The organism is Lysobacter hankyongensis, assembly GCF_039543145.1.
GTDB lineage: Bacteria > Pseudomonadota > Gammaproteobacteria > Xanthomonadales > Xanthomonadaceae > Lysobacter_I > Lysobacter_I hankyongensis.
In genome coordinates, this window is record NZ_BAABJE010000010.1 from 139,196 (window position 1) to 159,826 (window position 20,631).

General features: G+C 67.7%; 20 protein-coding genes. 8 read left to right on the forward strand and 12 right to left on the reverse strand.

Going from position 1 to position 20,631, the window contains the following annotated elements; genetic code table 11:
- Positions 1–447 precede the first annotated feature (447 nt).
- On the reverse strand, positions 448–1,452 hold the full coding sequence (gene gap, locus ABD974_RS10305) for a type I glyceraldehyde-3-phosphate dehydrogenase (protein WP_345303232.1): 1,005 nt from the start codon (positions 1,450–1,452) through the stop codon (positions 448–450).
- 228 nt (positions 1,453–1,680) lie between these two features.
- Here gap and ABD974_RS10310 point away from each other — a divergent pair, with 228 nt between their 5' ends.
- The 5 genes from ABD974_RS10310 to ABD974_RS10330 all read left to right on the forward strand — a co-directional run bounded on the left by ABD974_RS10310 (position 1,681) and on the right by ABD974_RS10330 (position 5,414).
- Positions 1,681–2,301, forward strand: coding sequence for an OmpW/AlkL family protein (locus tag ABD974_RS10310; RefSeq protein WP_345303233.1), 621 nt, complete (start codon positions 1,681–1,683; stop codon positions 2,299–2,301).
- 111 nt (positions 2,302–2,412) lie between these two features.
- The gene (locus ABD974_RS10315; RefSeq protein WP_345303234.1) at positions 2,413–3,228 is read left to right on the forward strand and encodes a S1/P1 nuclease; all 816 of its coding nucleotides are present in this window, start codon (positions 2,413–2,415) and stop codon (positions 3,226–3,228) included.
- Positions 3,229–3,283: 55 nt separating this feature from the next.
- Positions 3,284–4,033, forward strand: a complete 750-nt coding sequence (gene modA, locus ABD974_RS10320) for a molybdate ABC transporter substrate-binding protein (protein ID WP_345303498.1) — start codon at positions 3,284–3,286, stop codon at positions 4,031–4,033.
- 2 nt (positions 4,034–4,035) lie between these two features.
- Positions 4,036–4,734 (forward strand): molybdate ABC transporter permease subunit, encoded by a 699-nt coding sequence (modB, locus tag ABD974_RS10325; protein ID WP_425562674.1) that lies wholly within the window; start codon positions 4,036–4,038, stop codon positions 4,732–4,734.
- A complete protein-coding gene (locus ABD974_RS10330) occupies positions 4,731–5,414 on the forward strand; it encodes an ATP-binding cassette domain-containing protein (protein ID WP_345303235.1) in 684 nt (227 codons plus the stop codon). Before modB ends, ABD974_RS10330 begins: the two co-directional genes overlap by 4 nt.
- Positions 5,415–5,453: 39 nt before the next feature.
- Here ABD974_RS10330 and ABD974_RS10335 read toward each other — a convergent pair whose 3' ends face one another.
- Complete coding sequence (locus ABD974_RS10335; RefSeq protein WP_345303236.1) at positions 5,454–7,319, reverse strand: M56 family metallopeptidase; 1,866 nt, start codon at positions 7,317–7,319, stop codon at positions 5,454–5,456.
- Positions 7,306–7,683, reverse strand: a complete 378-nt coding sequence (locus ABD974_RS10340; protein ID WP_345303237.1) for a BlaI/MecI/CopY family transcriptional regulator — start codon at positions 7,681–7,683, stop codon at positions 7,306–7,308. Before ABD974_RS10340 ends, ABD974_RS10335 begins: the two co-directional genes overlap by 14 nt.
- Positions 7,684–7,832: 149 nt before the next feature.
- On the opposite strand from ABD974_RS10340, the gene ABD974_RS10345 reads away from it, so the two are divergent.
- Both ABD974_RS10345 and ABD974_RS10350 read left to right on the forward strand, forming a co-directional pair.
- The gene (locus ABD974_RS10345; RefSeq protein ID WP_345303238.1) at positions 7,833–9,812 is read left to right on the forward strand and encodes an acetyl-CoA hydrolase/transferase C-terminal domain-containing protein; all 1,980 of its coding nucleotides are present in this window, start codon (positions 7,833–7,835) and stop codon (positions 9,810–9,812) included.
- Positions 9,813–10,062: 250 nt separating this feature from the next.
- Complete coding sequence (locus ABD974_RS10350; RefSeq protein WP_345303239.1) at positions 10,063–10,506, forward strand: hypothetical protein; 444 nt, start codon at positions 10,063–10,065, stop codon at positions 10,504–10,506.
- A gap of 25 nt (positions 10,507–10,531) precedes the next feature.
- On the opposite strand, the gene ABD974_RS10355 is transcribed toward ABD974_RS10350, so the two are convergent.
- The 4 genes from ABD974_RS10355 to ABD974_RS10370 form a co-directional block, all read right to left on the reverse strand.
- Entirely contained in the window at positions 10,532–10,900 is a 369-nt protein-coding gene (locus ABD974_RS10355; RefSeq protein WP_345303240.1) for a hypothetical protein, read from the reverse strand.
- Between the two features lie 156 nt (positions 10,901–11,056).
- Entirely contained in the window at positions 11,057–11,428 is a 372-nt protein-coding gene (locus ABD974_RS10360) for a hypothetical protein (protein WP_345303241.1), read from the reverse strand.
- A gap of 104 nt (positions 11,429–11,532) precedes the next feature.
- Complete coding sequence (locus ABD974_RS10365) at positions 11,533–11,838, reverse strand: hypothetical protein (RefSeq protein ID WP_345303242.1); 306 nt, start codon at positions 11,836–11,838, stop codon at positions 11,533–11,535.
- 121 nt (positions 11,839–11,959) lie between these two features.
- Positions 11,960–12,439 carry a hypothetical protein gene (locus ABD974_RS10370; protein WP_345303243.1) on the reverse strand — a complete coding sequence of 160 codons (480 nt, stop codon included), beginning with the start codon at positions 12,437–12,439 and terminating at the stop codon, positions 11,960–11,962.
- A gap of 289 nt (positions 12,440–12,728) precedes the next feature.
- Between ABD974_RS10370 and ABD974_RS10375 the strand changes: the two genes are divergently transcribed.
- Positions 12,729–13,220 carry a hypothetical protein gene (locus tag ABD974_RS10375; protein ID WP_345303244.1) on the forward strand — a complete coding sequence of 164 codons (492 nt, stop codon included), beginning with the start codon at positions 12,729–12,731 and terminating at the stop codon, positions 13,218–13,220.
- 58 nt (positions 13,221–13,278) lie between these two features.
- On the opposite strand, the gene ABD974_RS10380 is transcribed toward ABD974_RS10375, so the two are convergent.
- The 5 genes from ABD974_RS10380 to ABD974_RS10400 form a co-directional block, all read right to left on the reverse strand.
- Positions 13,279–15,348: a tetratricopeptide repeat protein gene (locus ABD974_RS10380; RefSeq protein ID WP_345303245.1), complete on the reverse strand. Its 2,070-nt coding sequence runs from the start codon at positions 15,346–15,348 to the stop codon at positions 13,279–13,281.
- Between the two features lie 79 nt (positions 15,349–15,427).
- Positions 15,428–17,419: a transketolase gene (gene tkt, locus ABD974_RS10385; RefSeq protein ID WP_345303246.1), complete on the reverse strand. Its 1,992-nt coding sequence runs from the start codon at positions 17,417–17,419 to the stop codon at positions 15,428–15,430.
- A gap of 435 nt (positions 17,420–17,854) precedes the next feature.
- Positions 17,855–18,271: a hypothetical protein gene (locus ABD974_RS10390; protein ID WP_345303247.1), complete on the reverse strand. Its 417-nt coding sequence runs from the start codon at positions 18,269–18,271 to the stop codon at positions 17,855–17,857.
- A gap of 451 nt (positions 18,272–18,722) precedes the next feature.
- On the reverse strand, positions 18,723–19,154 hold the full coding sequence (locus tag ABD974_RS10395; RefSeq protein ID WP_345303248.1) for a hypothetical protein: 432 nt from the start codon (positions 19,152–19,154) through the stop codon (positions 18,723–18,725).
- A gap of 106 nt (positions 19,155–19,260) precedes the next feature.
- The gene (locus ABD974_RS10400) at positions 19,261–20,583 is read right to left on the reverse strand and encodes a dicarboxylate/amino acid:cation symporter (protein WP_345303249.1); all 1,323 of its coding nucleotides are present in this window, start codon (positions 20,581–20,583) and stop codon (positions 19,261–19,263) included.
- Positions 20,584–20,631: the final 48 nt, after the last annotated feature.

The window sequence follows — 20,631 nt, forward strand, 5'->3', positions numbered from 1 at the left end:
CGTCGCTCCTACAGTGGGCTTTCGGCGAAAGTGCGGCGGCGATGGGGTTGCGGTCGCGCCTTGACCAGCCATGCGGCTATTGAAAAGCGGCGATCCTACAGGGACCTTCGGCGAGGGCGCGGCGGCTTTGAGGTGTGGTCGCGAGTTGCGTCGCTCCTACAGTGGACCTTCGGCGAGGGTGCGGGCACGGCAGGATGCGATCGCGCCTGCCGGCGCTCCTACAGGGGGTTCGGGGCTGCGGCGGGGGCTGTGGTGATTTCGGGAAATCGCGGTGGCATGCGCGAAGCGGGGTATTTTCCCGGTACCGTCGAAGGACGAGGGCCCGAAAGCACGAAAGCGCCCGGAGGCGCTTTCGTGGTGGATCGAGGTGCAACGGCGGGTTCGCCGCGTTCATCACCGGCGTGTGCGATGCCTGCGCGATCCCGTGTCGCGGTGGTACGGCGGCGGTTACTTGCCGGCGACGACCTTCACCATTTCGAGGCACTTGGTGGAGTAGCCCCATTCGTTGTCGTACCACGACACGATCTTGATGAAGGTGCCGTCGAGGGCGATGCCGGCGTCGGCGTCAAAGATCGAGGTGCGGGTGTCGCCGCGGAAGTCGGTGGCGACGACCTTGTCTTCGGTGTAGCCGAGCACGCCTTTCAGCGCGCCTTCGGACTGGGCCTTCATTTCGGCGCAGATCTCGGCGTAGGTGGCGGGGTTTTCGAGTTCGCAGGTCAGGTCGACGACCGAGACGTCCGAGGTCGGGACGCGGAACGACATGCCGGTGAGTTTCTTGTTGAGTTCGGGAATGACCACGCCCACGGCCTTCGCGGCGCCGGTGCTGGACGGGATGATGTTTTCGAGGATGCCGCGGCCGCCGCGCCAGTCCTTGTTGGACGGGCCGTCGACGGTCTTCTGGGTGGCGGTGGCGGCGTGCACGGTGGTCATCAGGCCGCGCTTGATGCCCCACTTGTCGTTGAGCACCTTGGCGATCGGCGCGAGGCAGTTGGTGGTGCACGAGGCGTTGGAGATGATCGCTTCGCCGGCGTACTTGGCGTGATTGACGCCGTAGACGAACATCGGCGTGTCGTCCTTCGACGGCGCGGACAGAATCACCTTCTTCGCGCCGGCGGCGAGATGCTTCTCGGCGGCGGCCTTGTCGAGGAACAGGCCGGTGGATTCGATCACCACGTCCGCGCCCACTTCGTCCCACTTCAGGTTGGCCGGGTCGCGCTCCTGGGTCAGGCGGATGCGCTTGCCGTTGACGATCAGGGTGTGGCCATCGACCGCGACTTCGCCCTTGAAACGGCCGTGGACCGAGTCGTAGCGGAGCATGTAGGCGAGATAGTCGGGTTCGAGCAGATCGTTGATGCCGACGATCTCGATGTCGTCGCCGAAATTCTGGACGGCGGAACGCAGGACATTGCGGCCGATGCGGCCAAAACCGTTGATGCCAACCTTGATCGCCATGGGCGGGTCGCTCCTGAGCAGGGGAATGAGGACGGGGAAGCCGGTCATTTTAGCGGATCGGGAGCATGCCCCGCCGGAAAGAGGCGCACATCACAATCGGCAGCGCCGGCCGGAGCGACCTCTGGTCATTTGTTAAGAATTTGATCATCCTCAAACGGCGCCCGGAAAGGCGCAGAGATACTGCCGGCCAATCCGGTGATCCCAATCCAATGCCCAGGAGGCAATCCAATGATCCGTCGTTTCGCCCCGCTCGCCCTCGCCCTCGCTTTCGGCGGCCTCGCCGCCCCCGCCTTCGCCCAACAGGCCGGTGAGTGGACCTTCAGCGTCGGCGCCCACCAGGTCAACCCGAAGAGCGACAACGGCAGCCTTGCCGGTGGCACGCTCGATGTCGAAGTCGACAGCAACGTCCGTCCGACCATCACCGCCGAATACTTCGTCCGCGACAATCTCGGCATCGAAGTGCTGGCCTCGCTGCCGTTCCAGCATGACGTGAACATCGCCGGTCTCGGCAATGTCGGTTCCACCAAGCACCTGCCGCCGACCGTGTCGCTGCAGTACCACTTCGGCGAAGGCAAGATGAAGCCGTTCGTGGGTCTGGGTGTGAACTACACCCTGTTCTTCAGCGAAGACACCACCGGCGCGCTCGCCGGCAACGATCTGAAGCTGGACGATTCCTTCGGTCTGGCCGCGCACGCCGGCATCGACTTCAAGGTCGGCGAGAAGGGCGCGATCCGCGTCGACGCGCGCTGGATCGACATCGACACCGATGTCGAACTGAACGGCGCCGGCCTCGGCACCGTCAACATCGATCCGCTGGTCTACGGCGCGGCTTACGTGTTCCAGTTCTAAGCGACACGTTCTGATCGTCCGTTTCGCCGCGTCACACCGTTCCGGCCGCACGACGGCCGGAACGGAACAACTCTGCTGCACCTGCGGGTCATGTCGGCTACTCTCCTCCGCATGGCCCGTTTTTCTTTTCTCTCCATCCCCGTCCTGCTGCTGGCGACACTGCTGCCCCGCCCCGCCCATGCCTGGGGCGCGGTCGGCCATCGTCTGGTCGCGCATCTCGCGGCGGACGAACTCGCCCCCGGCGCACGCGCCGAAGTCGCGCGGTTGCTGCGCGGCGAGGCCGATCCCACGCTCGCCGGCGTCGCCAACTGGGCGGACGAGTTGCGCGACAATCCGGTCGCCGGCGATCCCGACCTGGGCAAGCGTTCGTCGCGCTGGCACTACGTGAATCTGGCCGAAGACGACTGCGGCTATCGCGCGGTCGCGCATTGCCCGGACGGCAATTGCGTGATCGAGGCGATCCGCCGCCAGCGCGACATCCTGGCCGATCGGCGCCAACCCGACGCGGCGCGTGCGCAGGCGCTGAAATTCCTGGTGCATTTCGTCGGCGACATCCACCAGCCGCTGCATGCGTCGGGTCGCGGCAAGGGCGGCAACACCGTGCAGATCCAGTACGACGGCCGCGGCAGCAACCTGCATCAGCTGTGGGACCGCAGCGTGATCCTCGACAGCGGCCTGAGCGAGCGCGCGTATCTGCAGCATCTGCAGCGCATGCCGATGCCGTCGGAAGCGACCGGCGACGCGAACGATCCCGCCGCATGGGCCGTGGCTTCGTGCAAGGTGACCCTGCGCGACGGCTTCTTTCCGCAGCGGCCGACGATCCGGCCGTCGTACTTCACGCAGTGGCGACCCACGGCCGATGCGCAGCTGCGCATCGCCGGGCACCGGTTGGCGATGCTGTTGAACGATGCGCTGGCGGCGCGCTGAGAATCGCGGGATGCCGTACCGCCACCTCATTGCCGCCCTGCTCTTCGCCTTCGGCATGTCCGCCGTCGCCTGCGCCTTCGCCACCGCGCGTGCCGCCGGACCGAAGCCACCGATCACGGTGTTCGCCGCCGCCAGCCTGAAGGAATCGCTGGACGAGGCCGCCGTCGCCTACGAACGCCGCACCGGTACGCCGGTGAAGGTGGCCTACGCCGCCAGTACGGCGCTGGCGCGGCAGATCGAACAGGGCGCGCCGGCCGATGTCTTCGTGTCGGCCGATCTCGACTGGATGGATCATCTGCAGCAGCGCGCGCTGCTGGACGATGCCAGCCGGCGCAACCTGCTGGGCAACCGGCTGGTGCTGATCGCGCCGGCCGATGCGCGCGGCGGCGCCATCGCGCTCGGACCCGGCGTCGACCTGCGTCCGCGGCTCGGCAAGGGTCGATTGGCGCTGGCGCTCACCGAGAGCGTGCCCGCGGGGAAATATGCGCGCGCGGCGTTCGAGAAGTTCGGCGTGTGGACACGACTCGCACCGCAGGTGGCCGAGGCCGAGAACGTGCGTGCGGCGCTGTTGCTGGTGGCGCGCGGCGAGGCGCCGCTGGGCGTGGTCTACGCCAGCGACGCGATCGCGGAGCCGCGGGTGCGGGTGGTCGGCCGGTTTCCCGCGGGATCGCATCCGCCGATCGTGTATCCGGTGGCGCGATTGCGGGCGAGCGATCATCCGCAGGCGGCCGCGTTCGTGCGTTGGCTGTCATCGCCGGCGGCCGACGCGATCTTCAGGCGCCGCGGCTTCGGCATCCTCGACTGAGCATGGTCTTGCAAGCGTTCTCCGCCGCCGAACTCACCGCGATCGCGCTCAGCCTGAAAGTGGCGACGGTCGCGGTGCTGTGCAGCCTGCCGCCGGGCGTCGCGCTGGGCTGGCTGCTGGCGCGACGCCGCTTCCCGGGCAAACTGCTGCTGGACACGACGCTGATGCTGCCGCTGGTGGTGCCGCCGGTGGTCACCGGTTACGCGCTGCTGGTGCTGTTCGGCGCGCGCGGGCCGGTCGGCGCATTCCTCGCCGACACCTTCGGGCTGAGCTTCGCGTTTCGATGGACCGGCGCGGCATTGGCCAGCGCGATCATGGGCTTCCCGTTGATGGTGCGCGCGATCCGGCTGTCGATCGAACAGGTCGATCCGCGCCTGGAGCAGGCGGCCGCGACGCTCGGCGCAGGCCGCTGGCGGGTGTTCTTCACCATTACCCTGCCGCTGGCCTGGCCGGGCGTCGTCGCGGGCGCGGTGCTGGCGTTCGCGAAGGCGCTCGGCGAATTCGGCGCGACGATCACTTTCGTGTCCAACATCCCCGGCGAAACGCAGACGCTGTCGTCGGCGATCTATGGTCTGTTGCAGGTGCCCGGCGGGGAAGCCGGCGTCTGGCGGCTGACCCTGGTGGCGCTGTCGGTGTCTTTCCTCGCCGTGTTCGTCTCCGAATGGCTGGTGCAACGCCACCGCCAGGGCCGCCGCGCATGAACGCCGCACCGATCGACGGCGCACACGCCGACGCACGCCATGACGGGCGCGACGACACGAGCTTCCTGATCGAGATCGCGCTGCGGCGGGGCGATTTCCTGCGCGAGGTGTCGATCCGCAGCCGGCATCGGGTGATCGCGCTGGTCGGCGCCTCCGGCGCCGGCAAGACATCGGTGCTGCACGCCATCGCCGGCCTGCTGCGGCCGGCGCGCGGACGCATCAAGATCGCCGGGCGCCTGCTGTTCGACGCCGAGACGCGGATCGACGTGCCGGCGCACCGGCGACGCATCGGCTATGTCTTCCAGGATGCGCGGCTGTTCCCGCATCTCGACGTGCGCGAGAACCTGCTCTACGGGTTGCGCGGCGATGCGCGGACGCATCCGCGTTTCGCGCTGCACGAGGTGGTCGCGCTGCTCGGCATCGACGCATTGCTGCCGCGCCGGGTGCGCGGGCTGTCGGGCGGCGAACAGCAGCGGATCGCGATCGGCCGTGCGCTGCTGTCGCAGCCCGACCTGCTGCTGCTGGACGAACCGCTGTCGATGCTAGACATGGATCGTCGCGACGAACTCTTGCCCTACCTGCAGCGGGTGCGCGACGAAACCGCGCTGCCGATGATCTACGTCAGCCACGTGCCCGATGAAGTGCGGCGCATCGCCGACGAGGTGCATCGGATCGGCTGACGGTACGCGCGTCGCCCGGCGCACGGGCGACACACGGATTCACGGCGCGGTAGGTGCGGGTGCCGGCGTGGGCGCGGCCGCAGGCACCGGCGTCGTGCCGGATGCGGCCGGACCGGCGACGGGCGCGGCGGCCGCTTCCTGCGCCGCCGCCCTCGCCCGCAATTCATCGCGACGATAGGCGATGTGTTCGCGGATGGCGGCCAGTTCGGCCTGGCGTTCCTCGGCGGTCATCGCCGCGATGCGCGCGCGGCTGTGTTCGGCGGTCACCGGATCCACCTGCACTGCCAGGGCTTCCGCCGAACGCGCGGCGGCCTGTGCAGCCTTGGCGGCGGCCCTGGCGCGGGCGGCATCGGCACGCGCCATCTCGGCGTCGGCCGCATTGCGTGCGGCATCCGCACGCGCGGCTTCGGCGGCGACACGTGCGGCTTCGGCCTTGTCCGCCTGCGCACGGGCCGCCTGCACGGCGCGGGCACGATCGGATGCCGAAAGCGCGGGCGGCGAAGGCGGAGCCGGTGGCGCGGGCGGGGTCGCATGCGTGGGCGGCGACGGCGGTGCGGGCGGCGCAGGCGGCGCGATCGCATCCCGCGGCGAAGGAGGCGCGGGCGGCGCCGGAGGTGCGGGCGGCGGCGGAGGCGGCGTGTCGTCGACGCGCATCGCCAGTTCGATGCCTTCGAAGCGACCGTCGGCAGCCTCTTCGCCGATCTTCACCGCGCCGGGTTCGTCGCGGGCCACGATCAGCCGCGGCTTGCCCACGGTGACGCCGTTGCGCTGCAGTGCGAGGGCGACATCGAAACGATCGGGGCCCGCGCGGCGCACATTGCCGTCGACACGGATCTCGTTGCCGCGACCGTCGCGATGCTTCAGATCGAAGCGCGAACCGAAACGGCCGCCCGCCTCGAAGCGCGCAGGCGGTTGGCCGTCGGTCTTGAGGTCGAGAACGATGTGGTAGTCGTCGCTCGTCGCGACAGGGGCCGCCGCAGAAGCGACAGCGGGCGCAGCGGCACGCGTCACCGCCCGTGCGGGCTGCGCGGACCACACCGCAAGGCCGGCACCGAGCGTCAGCGTCGCGACCGCGGCGACGCCGATCCGCCGTGCCCACGCACGGGGCATGGGGGTTTTCAATTGCATGACTCTCTCCTTCAACGGATGTGAGAACCCCCAGTGGCAGCCCAGCGGCGCCTGCCGGTCGGCCATGAGGGTCTTGAGCATCGCTTCGCCGTACGCGCGTCGCGAATCGGGATGGGCCGCGATCACCGCCTGGTCGCAGGCGAGTTCCTGATCGTGGCGAAAACGGGCCGCGGCCAGATGGACCAGCGGGTTGAACCAGAACATGCAGCGCACCGCGGCGACCGCGAGATTGGCCAGATGATCGCGACGACGCAGATGCTGCCGCTCGTGCGCGAGCATCAGCCCGCGTTCGCGCGCGTCGTAGCGCTGTTCGAAATCCTCTGGCAGCACGATCCGCGGCCGCAGCACGCCGAGCAGCGCGGGCAGACCGTGGCGCGATTCCGCCTGCCACAGATCCTCGCCCCGGGGCCGCACATGGCCCAGCGCCGCTTCGAAACGGCGCTGCTGACGCCACAGTCGCCACGCCATGCCCAGCGCGCCGGCGCACCACAGCAGCAGCCAGGCCAGCGAATGATCCGCTTCGACCACCGGCGCGGCGACGATCGGCTGCACGATGTCCGTCACCGCCACCGCCTGCACGACCGGCACGGTCTCGACGGTGCGCGCGGGCAACAGACTCGCGATCACCGCCACCGGCAACAACCACCACGCGGCATAGGCGACGCCGGCGCCGAAATGACGGCGCAGCTGACGCGGCAACACGAACAGGACGCAGGTCGCGGCGACGACCGCGAGCGAGGGCAGCCACAGCCGCTGCAACAGTTCAGCGCTGGTCATCGGCGCTCTCCATATCGTCGATCAAGCGCCGCAGTTCGGCGACATCGTCGGGGGTGAGTTTCCGGTGCTGGCTGAAGTGCGCGACCAGCGGCGCGACGCGTCCGTCGAACAGCCGCGCCAGCAGCCCCTCGCTTTCGCCCATGACCCAATCCTCGCGCCGCAGCTTCGGCGAATAGAGATAGCGGCGACCGTCCTTGCCGGCCTCGATCGCGCCCTTGTTGAGCAGACGGTTGAGCAGCGTCTTCACGGTCGCCTCCTGCCAGTCCTGGCGGTCGGCCAGCGCCGCGACCACGTCTTCCGCCGCCAGCGGGCTGCGCTGCCAGAGGACTTCCATCACCACCGACTCGGCTTCGCTGATCTGCATGTCCCGGCGCACCTGACGATTACGAATGTAATTGAATTGCAGATTACATCCGTAAACGCTCGTGTCAAGCGCCGCTCGTCGGGCCGCATGCAGGTCGCTTTTTGAGCGGAGGCAGGACGGCGGCGGGGGAAGTCCGCGATGATGTCGGCATGACCGATCCAGCACGCAGCCTGCCCCATCGCCTCGACCGCCTCGACGACGCGGTCGAGACCCTCCTCGCCAGCATCGACGGGCCGCTGCACGTGGCCGCGCCGTTGGGCATCGGCAAGCCGCACCGGCTGCTCAACGCGCTGTACGCGCGGATCGAACGCGATCCGTCGCGCGCATTGCATCTGTACACCGCGCTGTCGCTGGATCCGCCCTCGCCGGCCAACGATCTGCAGCGTCGTTTCCTCGCGCCGTTTCTCGCGCGCCACTTCGGCGACGACTTCCCGCGCCTCGCCTACGTGCAGGCGCAGAAGCGCGACGCGCTGCCCGCGCACATCGAGGTGGAAGAGTTCTACATGCAGTCCGGCGCGCTGCTGAAATCGCGGCAGGCGCAGCGCCGCTACGCCAGCCTGAACTACACGCACGTGGCCCGCGCGATCGCGCAGCGCGGCGTGAACTGTCTGGTGCAGAAGGTCGCGGCGAATGCGGATGGCTCGCGGCTGTCGCTGTCGTCGAACACCGACCTGACCTTCGATGCGATCGACGCGATCCTCGCGCGCGGCCTGCCGCGGCCGCTGATGGTCGCGGAGATCGATCCGGAATTGCCGTGGATCGAGAACGGCGCCGCGGTGGACGCCGCGTTCTTCGACATCGTGGTCTCGCCGCCGGGCCCGTATCCGAAACTGTTCGCGCTGCCGCGCCAGCCGGTCGCCGACGCGGAGTTCGCCATCGGCTTCTACGCCAGCGCCCTGGTGCGCGACGGCGGCACCCTGCAGATCGGCATCGGCGCGCTGGCCGATGCGCTGTGCCACGCGCTGGTGCTGCGCCACACCGACAACGCCGCGTACCGGCGCGTGCTGCACGCGCTGGATCCGGAGATCGAGCGCCATCCGGCGGTGATCGCCAGCGGCGGACTCGATCCGTTCGAGCACGGCCTGTACGGCTGCAGCGAAATGATCAACGAAGGCTTCCGCCGCCTGGTGCAGACCGGCGTACTCCGGCGCAAGGTCGTCGACGACGAGCCGTTGATGCGCCGGATCAACGCCGGCACCGCCAGCGACGCCGACCGCGAACGGCTGGAGCGCGAGGGCGAATTCCTGCACGGCGCGTTCTATCTGGGCTCGCACGAATTCTACGACTGGCTGCGCACCCTCGACGCCGACGGCCAGCGCGGCATCGGCATGCGCCGGGTCAGCGAAGTCAACGAACTCTACGGCGGCCGCGAATCGCTGGAACGCGTGCAGCGCCATCAGTCGCGCTTCTTCAACACCTGCATGATGGCCACCGCGCTCGGCGCGGCGGTGTCCGACGGTCTCGCCGACGGCCGCGTGGTGTCCGGCGTGGGCGGGCAATACAACTTCGTGGCGATGGCGCACGCGCTGCCCGAGGCGCGTTCGGTGCTGATGCTGCGCGCCACCCGCGAGGAACCCGGACAACCGGCGATCACCAGCATCGTCTGGAACTACGGCCACACCACCATTCCGCGCCACCTGCGCGACATCTACGTCAGCGAATACGGGATCGCCGACGTGCACGGCGCCTGCGACGAAGACTGCATCGCGGCGATGGCCGGCATCGCCGATGCCCGTTTCCAGCATGACCTGCTGACGACGGCGAATCTCTCCGGCAAGCTCGGCGAGGAACTGCTGCGACTGCGCTTGTCCGGACGCAACACGCCGGAAGCCCTGCGCGCGACGCTGGCGCCGTTCCGCGCCGACGGCACCCTGACCGACTATCCGCTGGGCAGCGATTTCACGCCGGTCGAACAGCGGCTGGTGAAAGCGCTGACCTGGCTGAAGGCGAACACCGCGACCACGGGCACGAAGCTCGCGACCATCGCGCGCGCGCTGGCCGGCGCCCGCGCGTCGTCGGCGGAGGACATCGAAGCCGTGACCCGGATGGGCTATGCGAATCCCTCGGGATTTTCGGAAACGCTGTACGCGAAGCTGGTGGCGCTGGCGTTGCGGGAAACGACGCAGTGATGCGCTCGCATCGTGCCGCCGCGAACGCGGCGACATGGTGCGCACGGACCGGCACTGTGCGACGCATGCAGGATCGCCCGCATTCCTCGGACCCTGGAAATCAACGACTTGGCCTTGAATTTTCCCGTTTTCTACCCGGGAAACCGATGGATGGGAATGAAGATCGTGACTAGACTTTCATGCGCCTCTGCAGCGTCTGGCCTCACGGCGCCGCTTCCGGCATAGCACCATCCACACACGGGAGTACCGCATGAAAAGGATCCTTCCCGCCCTTCTTCTGTGGGCATTGTGTCCCGCCGCAACGCTTCGCGCGCACGATCTGATCCCCGAGTCCTGGTGTTACGGCGGGAGCCGTCAGACATTGCTGGAAGTGCATTTCTGGCCCGACGAACTCCGCACTTACAAGAGCACCCATCTCTACATCGACCCGATCACACAGCAGCCCTGCCCACCGACGGTCAAATGCGGGATCGTGGACGACTGGCACTGGGCCACACAAATCATGAACGAAGGGATTCCTGCATTCGCCAGCCAACGTCGGGCAGGTCCGCGCAGTGCGACCGCATCGGTCATCGCGGTCTCGACCACCCCGGACTACAACGACCGCGCTTCGCATCACTCGATCTACAGCTTCGATGATGGCCTGACCGTGCGCTATCTCGGGTGCGAGTTCACCAACAACTCGCCGCAGTGATGCGGACCTCGCGTCGATCGGACGCTCAACCGCCGCCCATGCCGCTGCCTGCAGTGCCGACGCCACTCCCTGCCGCACTGCCTGCACCCGCGCCGACGCCACCATCGCTCCTCGGCGGCCGGGTACCGGTCCGTCGTCGATCATGGTCTTTGTCGTCGGTGATCGCCGAGGCGGTCGGCACAGGCTGGCAGGATTCGATCACCACGGCATCGCGATACGACGACAATGCCGCGAGACAATCCATTTCGGAATCGGCGACGACGGGGATCATCTGCGGATCGAGTCCACCGTCGTCGATCGCGATCAACGCGGCCCATTGCGGCGTGGTCGCGACCGCCGGGAGCGCGACCGCGGCGAATGCAGCGGCGAGCGCCGATGCGAGAAATCCGTTCATGGCGTTCTCCTGCCGTGGGTTGTGATGGGAGATGGGAAGTCGGCCGCGTCCCTGCGGCCATCGCTGATCCGGATGCGATCGGAGCGATCGCGGAGAAGGGACTGCAGGACGCGCGCGGGCAGCCGGCATCCGATCCCTGCCCGGCCCGGCGTCGACTCACCAACCGCCGCCGCCACCGCCACCGGCACCACTGCCGCTGCTGCCGGAACCGGTGTTTCCGCCGTTGCCGGCGCCACCCGAACCGCTGCCGCTTCCGGGTGAGGGCTGGATGCGCTGGTGAGGCCGGATCGATTTGTTGGCATCGTTCGGATCGGTGATGGCGGAGGCCGTCGGCTGGCATGGCTCGACGATCAGCGTGCCGCGCTGCGATGGGATCTGTGCCAGGCAGGCATCTTCGCTGTCGGCTGCGATGCGGACGTTGTAGACCTCAAGGCCGTCGTCGAGCACGATCAGCGCGGTCCACTGCGGCGTGGTCGCGACCGCCGGCAGGGCTGCGACGGCGAGTGCCGACGCGAGCAATCTGTTCATGGCAACTGTCCCTGTGTGAATGTCGGTGTGAATGTCGGTGTGGAGTGCGTGTGCGGACGGAAAGTCGGCCGCGTCCCTGCGGCCATCGCCCATCCGACGGGCGATCAGTACGCGTCGAACCAGCACCAGGTCACCACCGTCACGCCGGGGCTGTTGGCGAGGCTGGCCAGTTGTCCGTCGCAGTAGGCCTGCGTGTCGGCGGTGATGTCGATGTAGCTGAAGGTGGACACCGTGCCGTTCGGATGCTTGATCGGATTGACGTATTTCACTTTGGCCCGCCACACGCCGGGCACGTAGGGCGTCGGACCGACCGGACCGGTGGTGCCGTCGCCGATTCTGGCGGCGGACGCGGGCACGGATGCGGCGGCGATCAGCAGGGTCATGGCGAAGCTTGCAATCAGGGATTTCATCGGGAACTCCGGAGAAACGGATGATCGGAATGCGACGGCACGGTCGGATTCGACCGTTCGAGGCGGATTGTCGGTGCCGCGTCCCTGCGGCAGGCATCGCTCCTGGAACGCTGGACGCGGCTCAGCGCGTTTCCTTCTTGCGCAACGGATCGGTGATCGCGGCCTTGGCGATGGCCTGCAGGGTCGACTCGAACTCGGCGGCGCGATAGGTCCTGCGGGCGAGCGCGACCTCCTTCATCAGCAGGCGGGCGACATCCAGCGATTCGCCGGGCGAATCCGCCAGCACGGCGACGGTGAACGGCGCCGCTTCCAGTTCAGGCAGGCCACCGTCGTGGAGATTCCAGTGCGGCATGCACGGTTCGATGCTTTCGATCGTGTAGCCCTGATTGTTGACCGCGTTGTCGATCGCCGCGTCCAGGGCGGCTTCGCATTCGCTGGCGTTGGAATAGGGGCCGACGGTGAGGCCGGCCGAGCTGCCGGCGAATTCGGCCGTGCCGAAGTAGACCAGCACGCCCTGGGGCACCTGTTCGGCACGTGCGGTTCCGGTGGCGGCGGCGATGGCCAGTGCGAGGCCGAGGGACAGCATCTGGAGCGATTTCATGCAGGGCTTCTCCCGATAGGACGGATCGTCCCCGCCGGACGACGGGGTGCGATCACGCTAGTCGGCGCCTCCTGCGGGCGGCCAGTACGAAACCGGGACGATCCGGGAACGCAGGCCGCGCGATCGGGTCGGCGACCGCCCGGAAAACGCCGTCGGCGGCGCTTCAACGCCCCGATGCATCAATGACTTGCGGAGGTTCCTGCCCGATTTCTTCCCGAAAACGTCATGGCCCCTCCGCGACGGCGGCACGTAGACTGTCCGCCGTTCCCGTCACCCGGAGTCGACCCCCATGCGGAAAGCTGCCGCGCTGACCATCGGCCTCGGCCTGTGGATCGCTTCGCCGAGCTTCGCCCACGACACCCAGCCCGCGAACTGGTGCCCCGCCGGCACCTTCGCGACCGTCGTCTCGCACTTCACTCTGACGCCCCAGTCGCTGGTCGATTACCGCGCGCAGCGCATCGACGACGGTACGGTGCTGGGCAGCAGCTGCCACGACCCCAAGTCCTGCGGCATCGTCGACGACTGGCATTGGGCCAACCAGGCCGCGGTCGAGACCTGCGGCATCGATCAGGCGCGGCGGTTGCCGCCGGGACAGACCTCGTCCGAGCAGGCGATGCCCTTCGTGACCGATCCCGGCGACTTCAATCTGGATACCGACGCCGACGGCAACGGCATCATCGACCACCACGACAAATACCGGTTCAAGTCGGGGCTGAAGGGCGTCTGCGTCGTGTGCAGGGCGCCGGCCGTCCCGCAGAACAGCGACGACGCGGATTCCTGAGCCGCGCGCGCTGCACGGCCGCGGTCTCGCACCCGCGCGGCCTCACGCCCGCACGCTCTCACACCAGCGCGTTCCGCCGCGTATAGGCCAGCACCGCGTCCACCCGGCGCTGCAGGTCTTCGCGCGCCTGCGGTTCCATCTCGCACTGCCCCAGCACGTAGTACGCGGAGCGCAGCACATCGCGCCAGCGCGGGTTGTGCGGCAGCTTCGACACCGACAGATAGCGCTCCATCGCGCGCGCGCGCAGGCGCCCGTCATCGATGGTGACCCGCCAGATCCGGCTCTTTTCGGCCAGCTCCAGGCGGCTGGTCGCGGTGACGCGCTCCCAGGTCTCCACCACCGTGAGCATCAGCTCGACCAGCGTGCGGCGGAACTCCTCGCGCATCTCGGCCTGCCGGCGCGCGTCGACGTCGCCCGGCGATACCGGTGCCGCAGACGATGACGCGGCATCGGTGCGCTGCCACAGACCGAGCACGATCAGGCCGTCGCCGCGTTCCCACTGCGACAGGCGCGCGGTCAAGGCCGCGCCGGCGCGGGCGGTGAGATCAATCGACTGCGCGGCGCTGTCCTCCATCCGCTCCAGCGCGGACATCAGGCGCTCGCCGTCGCCATCGGCGAGATGATCGACCACCGGGCGGCCCATCGGCGTGTCGACGGCGAGCAGCGCGCAGGCCGCGCGGTTCGCGGCCAGGACATGGCCGTCGGCGTCGAGCAGGCAGACCGCGTCCTCGCGACTGTCGAGCAACGCCTGCAGCAGGCTGCGATCCTCGGCCAGCGCATCGGCTTCGCGCCGATAGCGCGCAAGCTCTTCTTCCTGACGCACGCGACGCGCCTCTTCCTGCAGGCGCGCGTGCTGGAGACGGCGCTGCAGCAGCGCCCAGATCGCCAGCGCCACCACCACCGCCACCGACAACATCAGCGTCAGCAGCAACGTGCGCTGGCGCAGCTCGGCGCGGCGCAGGCGGTTCTCGGTCTCCAGCGCGGCGATCGTACGATCGCGCTCGGCGGTTTCGAAACGCGTGCGCAGCCAGCCCAACTGACGGTCGTGCTGCGCGCGCGACAGCGCGAGCGCGTCCGCATGCGCGCGCCGCAGCGTATCGAGCGCCGCGGCGCGATCGCCGCCGCGCTCCTGGATCGCCGCCAGTTCGTCCAGCAGTGCGGCGCGCTCGACATCGTCATCGCTCACCCCGGCGAGGCCATCGCGGACATGCCGCGTCGCCGTGGCGAGATCGCCGGTGGTCCGCGCCGTGCGCGCGATCTGCAACTGCAGCGACGCCGGCAGCGGCAGCTTGTGCTCGGTCGCGACCGCGAGCGCCGCCGCCGCATGCGCGCGCGCGCGCGGGAGATCGCCCAGCGCCAGCGCGGCCCGGGTCAATCCTCCGTACACGCGCAGTTCGTAGGCACGGTTGCCGCCTTCGCGGTAGGTGCGCAGGGCTTCGTCCAGCCAGCGTGTCGATTGCGGCACATCGCCGTTGTCGAGCCCCTGCTCCGCCATGCTCTCCAGCACATGCGCCGCCTCGATGCGCTCGCCCTGGGCCCGGTAGGTTGACAACGCCTCGCGATAGAAGCGCATCGCCTCGTCCGGCTCGTCCAGCTCGCGGTAGACATCGGCGATGTTGTTCAGGACCGCGCCGCCGACCTTGCCATCGGTGCGCTGCAGCTCCAGGCTCAGCATGAGCGAACGCAGCGCGCCGTGGAAATCGCCGAGACGCCGCAGCGCGCTGCCGATGTTCTTCAGATCGCGGGCGATGGCGACGCGATCTTCGCGCGCGCGGGCGAGGGTCAACGCGCACTCGAACCGCGACAGCGCCTGCGGGATGCGCTCCCACTTGTAGTCCAGGATGCCGCGACGGCGCACGAGCTCATAGCGGGACAGCGCATCGCCGTTCGCGCCGAGCACCGCATCCGCACAGTCGAGCGCGCGCGCGGCATCGTCGAAACGGCCCGCGGCGATGCGGCCCTCGGCGTGCACGAACAGCGCGTTCGCCGCGCGCACGGGAGACGCCGCCGGCACCGCGATGCCGGCGCGACGGAGGCAGACGGTGGCATCGGGCAACGCGCGATGCGCGTCGATCGCGGCGCAGCTCGGCGTTTGTGCACGACCGGTGACGGCCGTGCACAACGCCACGGCGAAGACCGCCGCGGCCAGGCATGGAACGCGAAGCCCCGATGCGCGCATCGCGCGTCTGCGCCCCAGTGGCACGGACTCAGTCGTGTCCGCGCGCCGCCGCGACCGCGGCTTCGACGGTGATGCCGAAGTGCGGATAGAGCTTCTCCGCCGGCGCGGACGCGCCATAGCTGTCGATGCCGATCACCGCGCCATCCAGACCGACGTACTTGCGCCAGAAATCGCGCACGCCGGCTTCGATCGCCACGCGCTTGCGGCAGGCCTTCGGCAGCACCGATTCGCGGTAGGCCGCGTCCTGGCGATCGAAGACATCGGTCGACGGCATCGACACCACGCGGGCGCCGTCGCCGAACCGTTCCGCCGCCTGCATCGCGAGGCCCACTTCGGAGCCGGTGGCGATGAAGATGACCTCCGGCGCGCCGACGCTGTCCTTCAACACGTAACCGCCGCGGCGGATATCGGCGACCTGCGCCTCGGAACGCGCCTGGTGCGGCAGGTTCTGGCGCGAGAACACCAGGCACGACGGGCCGTCGCGGCGCTCGATCGCGGCGCGCCAGGACACCGCGGATTCCACCGCGTCGCAGGGACGCCACACGTCGTTGTCGGGGATGTAGCGCAGCGACGCGAGATGTTCGACCGGCTGATGGGTCGGGCCGTCCTCGCCGAGGCCGATCGAGTCGTGGGTGTAGACGTGGATGGCCTGCGCGCCCATCAGCGCGCTCATCCGCACCGCATTGCGGGCGTAGTCGCTGAACACCAGGAAGGTCGCGTCGTACGGCAGGAAACCACCGTGCAGCGCGAGGCCGTTGCTGATCGCGGTCATTGCGAATTCGCGCACGCCGTAATACACGTAGTTCGCGTCCGGATCGCTGCCGGCGACCGACTTGCTGCCCTTCCACAGCGTGAGGTTGGAATGGGCGAGATCGGCGGAACCGCCGATCAGTTCCGGCAGATGCGGCGCGAACGCTTCGATCGCCATCTGCGATGCCTTGCGCGACGCGACCACCGGGCCTTCGGCCTGCAGCTTCGCGATGTAGGCGTCGGCGATGCCGGCGAAATCAGCCGGCAGCTCGCCGCGGATGCGGCGATCGAGCTCCGCGGCCTCCGCCGGATACTGCCCGGCGTAGGCTTCGTAGACGTGGCCCCAGCGGGTTTCGCGATTGTGGCCGGCGCTGCGCGCGTTCCAGGCCTCGGCGACCGCCTCCGGCACTTCGAACGGACCATGCTCCCAGCCCAGCGCGGCGCGGGTCGCGGCCACTTCGTCCTTGCCCAGCGGCGCACCGTGCGAGGACTCCTTGCCCGCCTTCGCCGGCGAACCGAAACCGATCGTGGTGCGGCAGCAGATCAGCACCGGCCGGTCGGACGATTTCATCGCGGTGTCGATCGCGGTGCGGATCTCGTCGGGATCGTGGCCGTTCACGCCACGGATCACCTGCCAGCCATAGGCCTCGAAACGCGCCGGCGTGTCGTCGGTGAACCAGCCCTGCACCTGGCCGTCGATCGAAATGTTGTTGTCGTCCCAGAACGCGACCAGCTTGTGCAGGCCCCAGGTGCCGGCCAGCGACGCGGCCTCGTGCGAGATGCCTTCCATCAGGCAGCCATCGCCCATGAACACCCAGGTGCGGTGATCGACCACCGCCAGCTCCGGGCGATTGAAGCGCTGCGCCAGCAGCTTCTCGGCCAGCGCGAAGCCGACGGCGTTGGCGAAGCCCTGCCCCAGCGGACCGGTGGTGGTCTCCACGCCCGGGGTCATGTGGTTCTCGGGATGCCCGGCGGTCTTCGAGCCGAGCTGGCGGAAATTCTTCAGTTCCTCGATCGGCAGGTCGTAGCCGGACAGGTGCAGCAGCGCGTACTGCAGCATCGAGCCGTGGCCGTTCGAGAGGATGAACCGGTCGCGGTTGAACCACTTCGGATTGCCCGGGTTGTGGCTCAGATAATCGTTCCAGAGCACCTCGGCGATGTCGGCCATGCCCATGGGCATGCCCGGATGGCCGGAATTGGCGGCCTGAACGGCGTCGATGGCGAGGAAACGGATGGCGTTGGCGAGATCGCGGCGGCTGGGCGTCGGCATGGGGCGTTGGGAGTCGGCGGCGCCCGGCGGACTGCGGGCCGCCCATTGTCCCATCCCGGGGGGCGGATGTCCCGGGTGGGGGTTTACGCTCGCTCGCCGGGCGGGGCGTTCAGGGATGGAACTCCGGGGGAGTAGGCATGGCCAGACTGCAAAGTGTTGGACGTTCGCCAGACTTGCGCAGGCACACGGAAAGGTGGGTGTCCTGATTCCGATTCCTCCAATCGCAAACTCAAATGCTAGACCTGTCCAAGGAACGCTGGTAACTCCACCGGAATCCGATTGTCGCGAAGGTCAGGAGCGGGATTTGCGGACACGGACACCACACCGACATCGACGCGCTCAAACGACAACGCCCGGCGGTGCCGGGCGTTTGGGATGCTTTTTTAGCTGCTAGAAGAAAGTGGGTGCCTCGGTCTTCCGACAGGGGGCCACCACCTAACCGAAGCGAATCGCATACTCGGCAATTATTTTATCAAGCATCTCACTGCCAGATGGAATCATTCTTTTGTAAGTGCCACTGCGAATAGAGTCCTCGACAGCATCTTCCATCGTCATATCCAACGAGACTCTAACCATCGACCAATTTCTATCAAAAAAATAAACGCTCGCTGAAAAATCAGAAAAGACTCTATCAAAGCCTGGAAGAGACGAGCACTCCCTACCAAGCATGTCGGCATAGAGCAACTTGATAAAGCTATCAAGATCATCGCGAGTAAGCTGCCCTCTATCCCCCTCCATCCCAGACCACAACACAGGCTTTTTTAGGTACTCAAATTCATCCAATGCTAAGTCATCAATCTTCGAGAAAAGGGCAGGCTTCGGGGAAATTAAGAAGTGAATTTTATGCAGCATCCTGAGCCTCAATAATCAATTTTTGGGTTAAGCCTCGGTTCCATTACTCTGAAAATTTTATTCATAGTAGGACTGTTCACGAACTTTGAAGAAGACGGGAAAAGGAGGACACCCACAAATCAGACTTTCCTGACGACCCTGCAGGCCCCCCTGACACCGCGCGGGCCCGGCGTCCAAGACAATAGCCCATGACCCGGCCTCGCTCGCACATCGCACCGCCCGATACGCCCGGCGCATTCCATTGCGTCCAGCGATGCGTGCGGCGCACGTTCCTCTGCGGTATCGACCGCTACACCGGGCAATCCTTCGAACACCGAAAGGCGTGGGTCGAAGACCGCATCCAGCGCGTGGCCGAATGCTTCGCCTTAGCGCCTCTACCGCGGCACAAAAAAACCCCGGTCGTCGCCGACCGGGGCTCTGGTTTCGAGGGTGCGAGCGCGAGTGCGGGCGCTTAAGGGTTGCGACCCGCGTCGATCACCGCGCACATCGAGGTGATCTGGAAGTCGGTGCTGGTGGAGTAACCGCCCGGGGTGGTCTTGGTGACGGTGATCTTCACGGCCTTGCCCTGCGGTTCGATGACGACGTTCCAGGGCAGCGTGGCCTTGGCGCCGGCGAGGTCGACGCCGCCGTTGGGTTGTTCGAAGGAAATGGTGCCGGCGCCCTGGTCGCTGGAGACCACGCGCAGGCCCGACTTCGTGCCCTCGGTGTAGATGCGCTTGAAGGCGGTGGCGACGCTCACGCCCGGAACCACGTCCCAGGTGGTGAAGGTGCGGCCGGTCATGAACTTGCCTTCCTGCTTGAAGTTGGCCTTGCAGGGCGGATCCGCGGCCAGTGCGGTGCCGGTCATCGCCAGCAGGGCCATCGTCGCGAGCAACTTGCGCATCATGCGTTCTCCTTGAATGCAGCACGCCCGGAACGGGCGATTGAAACGATTCTGCCAGCGCACCATGACCGCCACAAGCGAGCCGCGGGCCGGGCTGCGACGCAGGTCACGCCTCGCGCGTCGCATCGGCGGTCGCGACGGGCTCGGGATCGGATTCGCCGCGCGAGACCATCGCCGCGATACCCAGATCACCGGTAACGTTCACGGTGGTGCGGCACATGTCGAGGAAATGATTCACGCCGAGCACCAGGCCGATGCCTTCCGGCGGAATGCCGACCATCGCGCAGATCAGCGCGATCACCGGCAGCGAGCCCGAAGGCACGCCGGCGGTGCCGATGCCGCCGAGGATGCACACCAGCATCACCGTGACCTGCTGGCCGAAGCTCAGGTCCACGCCGAAATACTGGGCGAGGAACAGCACGGTCACGCCCTCGAACAGCGCGGTGCCGTTCTGGTTGGCGGTGGCGCCGACGGTCAGCACGAAGCGCGACACGCGGCGCGGCAGCCGCAGCTTGTGGTCGGCGACGCGCAGCGCGGTGGGCAGGGTGGCGTTGCTCGACGCGGTGGAGAACGCCATCAGCATCGCTTCCTGCACGTCGCGATAGAACGCCATGGGCGAGCGCTTCGCGATCAGCCTGATCGCGATCGAATACACCACGAACTGGTGGATCGCCAGCGCCAGCAGCACCACCAGCACGAACGCGCCGAGCCGCACCAGCAGATCCCAGCCGAACTGCGCGATGAGATTGAACATCAGGCAGAACACCGCGTACGGCGCGAGCCTGATGACCAGGCCGATGAGCGTCATCGACACGTCGAACAGGCCTTCGATCGCCCGCTTGAGCGCGCCCGCCGGCTCGGTGCGGGTGAGCACCAGGCCGATACCGAGCATCAGCGCGAAGAACATCACCGCGAGGATGGTGTTGTCGGCCGCGGCCTTGACGATGTTGTCGGGCACGATGCCGATCAGCATGTCCAGGCCCTTGGGCTGGGTGGCGCTGTCGCTGACGATCGCCTGCGCGCGTTCGGCGCCTTCGCTCATCATGTGCATCGCTTCGGCGCTGTCGACGCCGGCGCCGGGCTTCAGCCAGTTCACCAGCACCAGACCGATCAGCACCGCGATGGCGGACAGCAGCGTGGTGTAGGCCAGGGTGCGCCAGCCGATGCGGCCGAGCGCGCGCACGTCGCCCATTTCGCCGATGCCCACCACCAGCGCGGAGAACAGCAGCGGGATGACCAGCATGAAGATCAGACGCAGGAAGATCTTCGAAAAAGGCGTGGTGACGTATTCGATGAAGCCCTTCACCCAGACGTGATCGACGCCGACGAAGCGGTAGACCAGCAGGCCGAGCAGAATGCCGGCGGCAAAACCGATCGTGATTTTCCAGTGCATCGGCAGGCCCGACGGTTTCGCGGTTTCGGTGCTCATGGCGGTTCCCTGTGAGGACTGCGGGAGGATATCAGGCGCGCGGGAGCA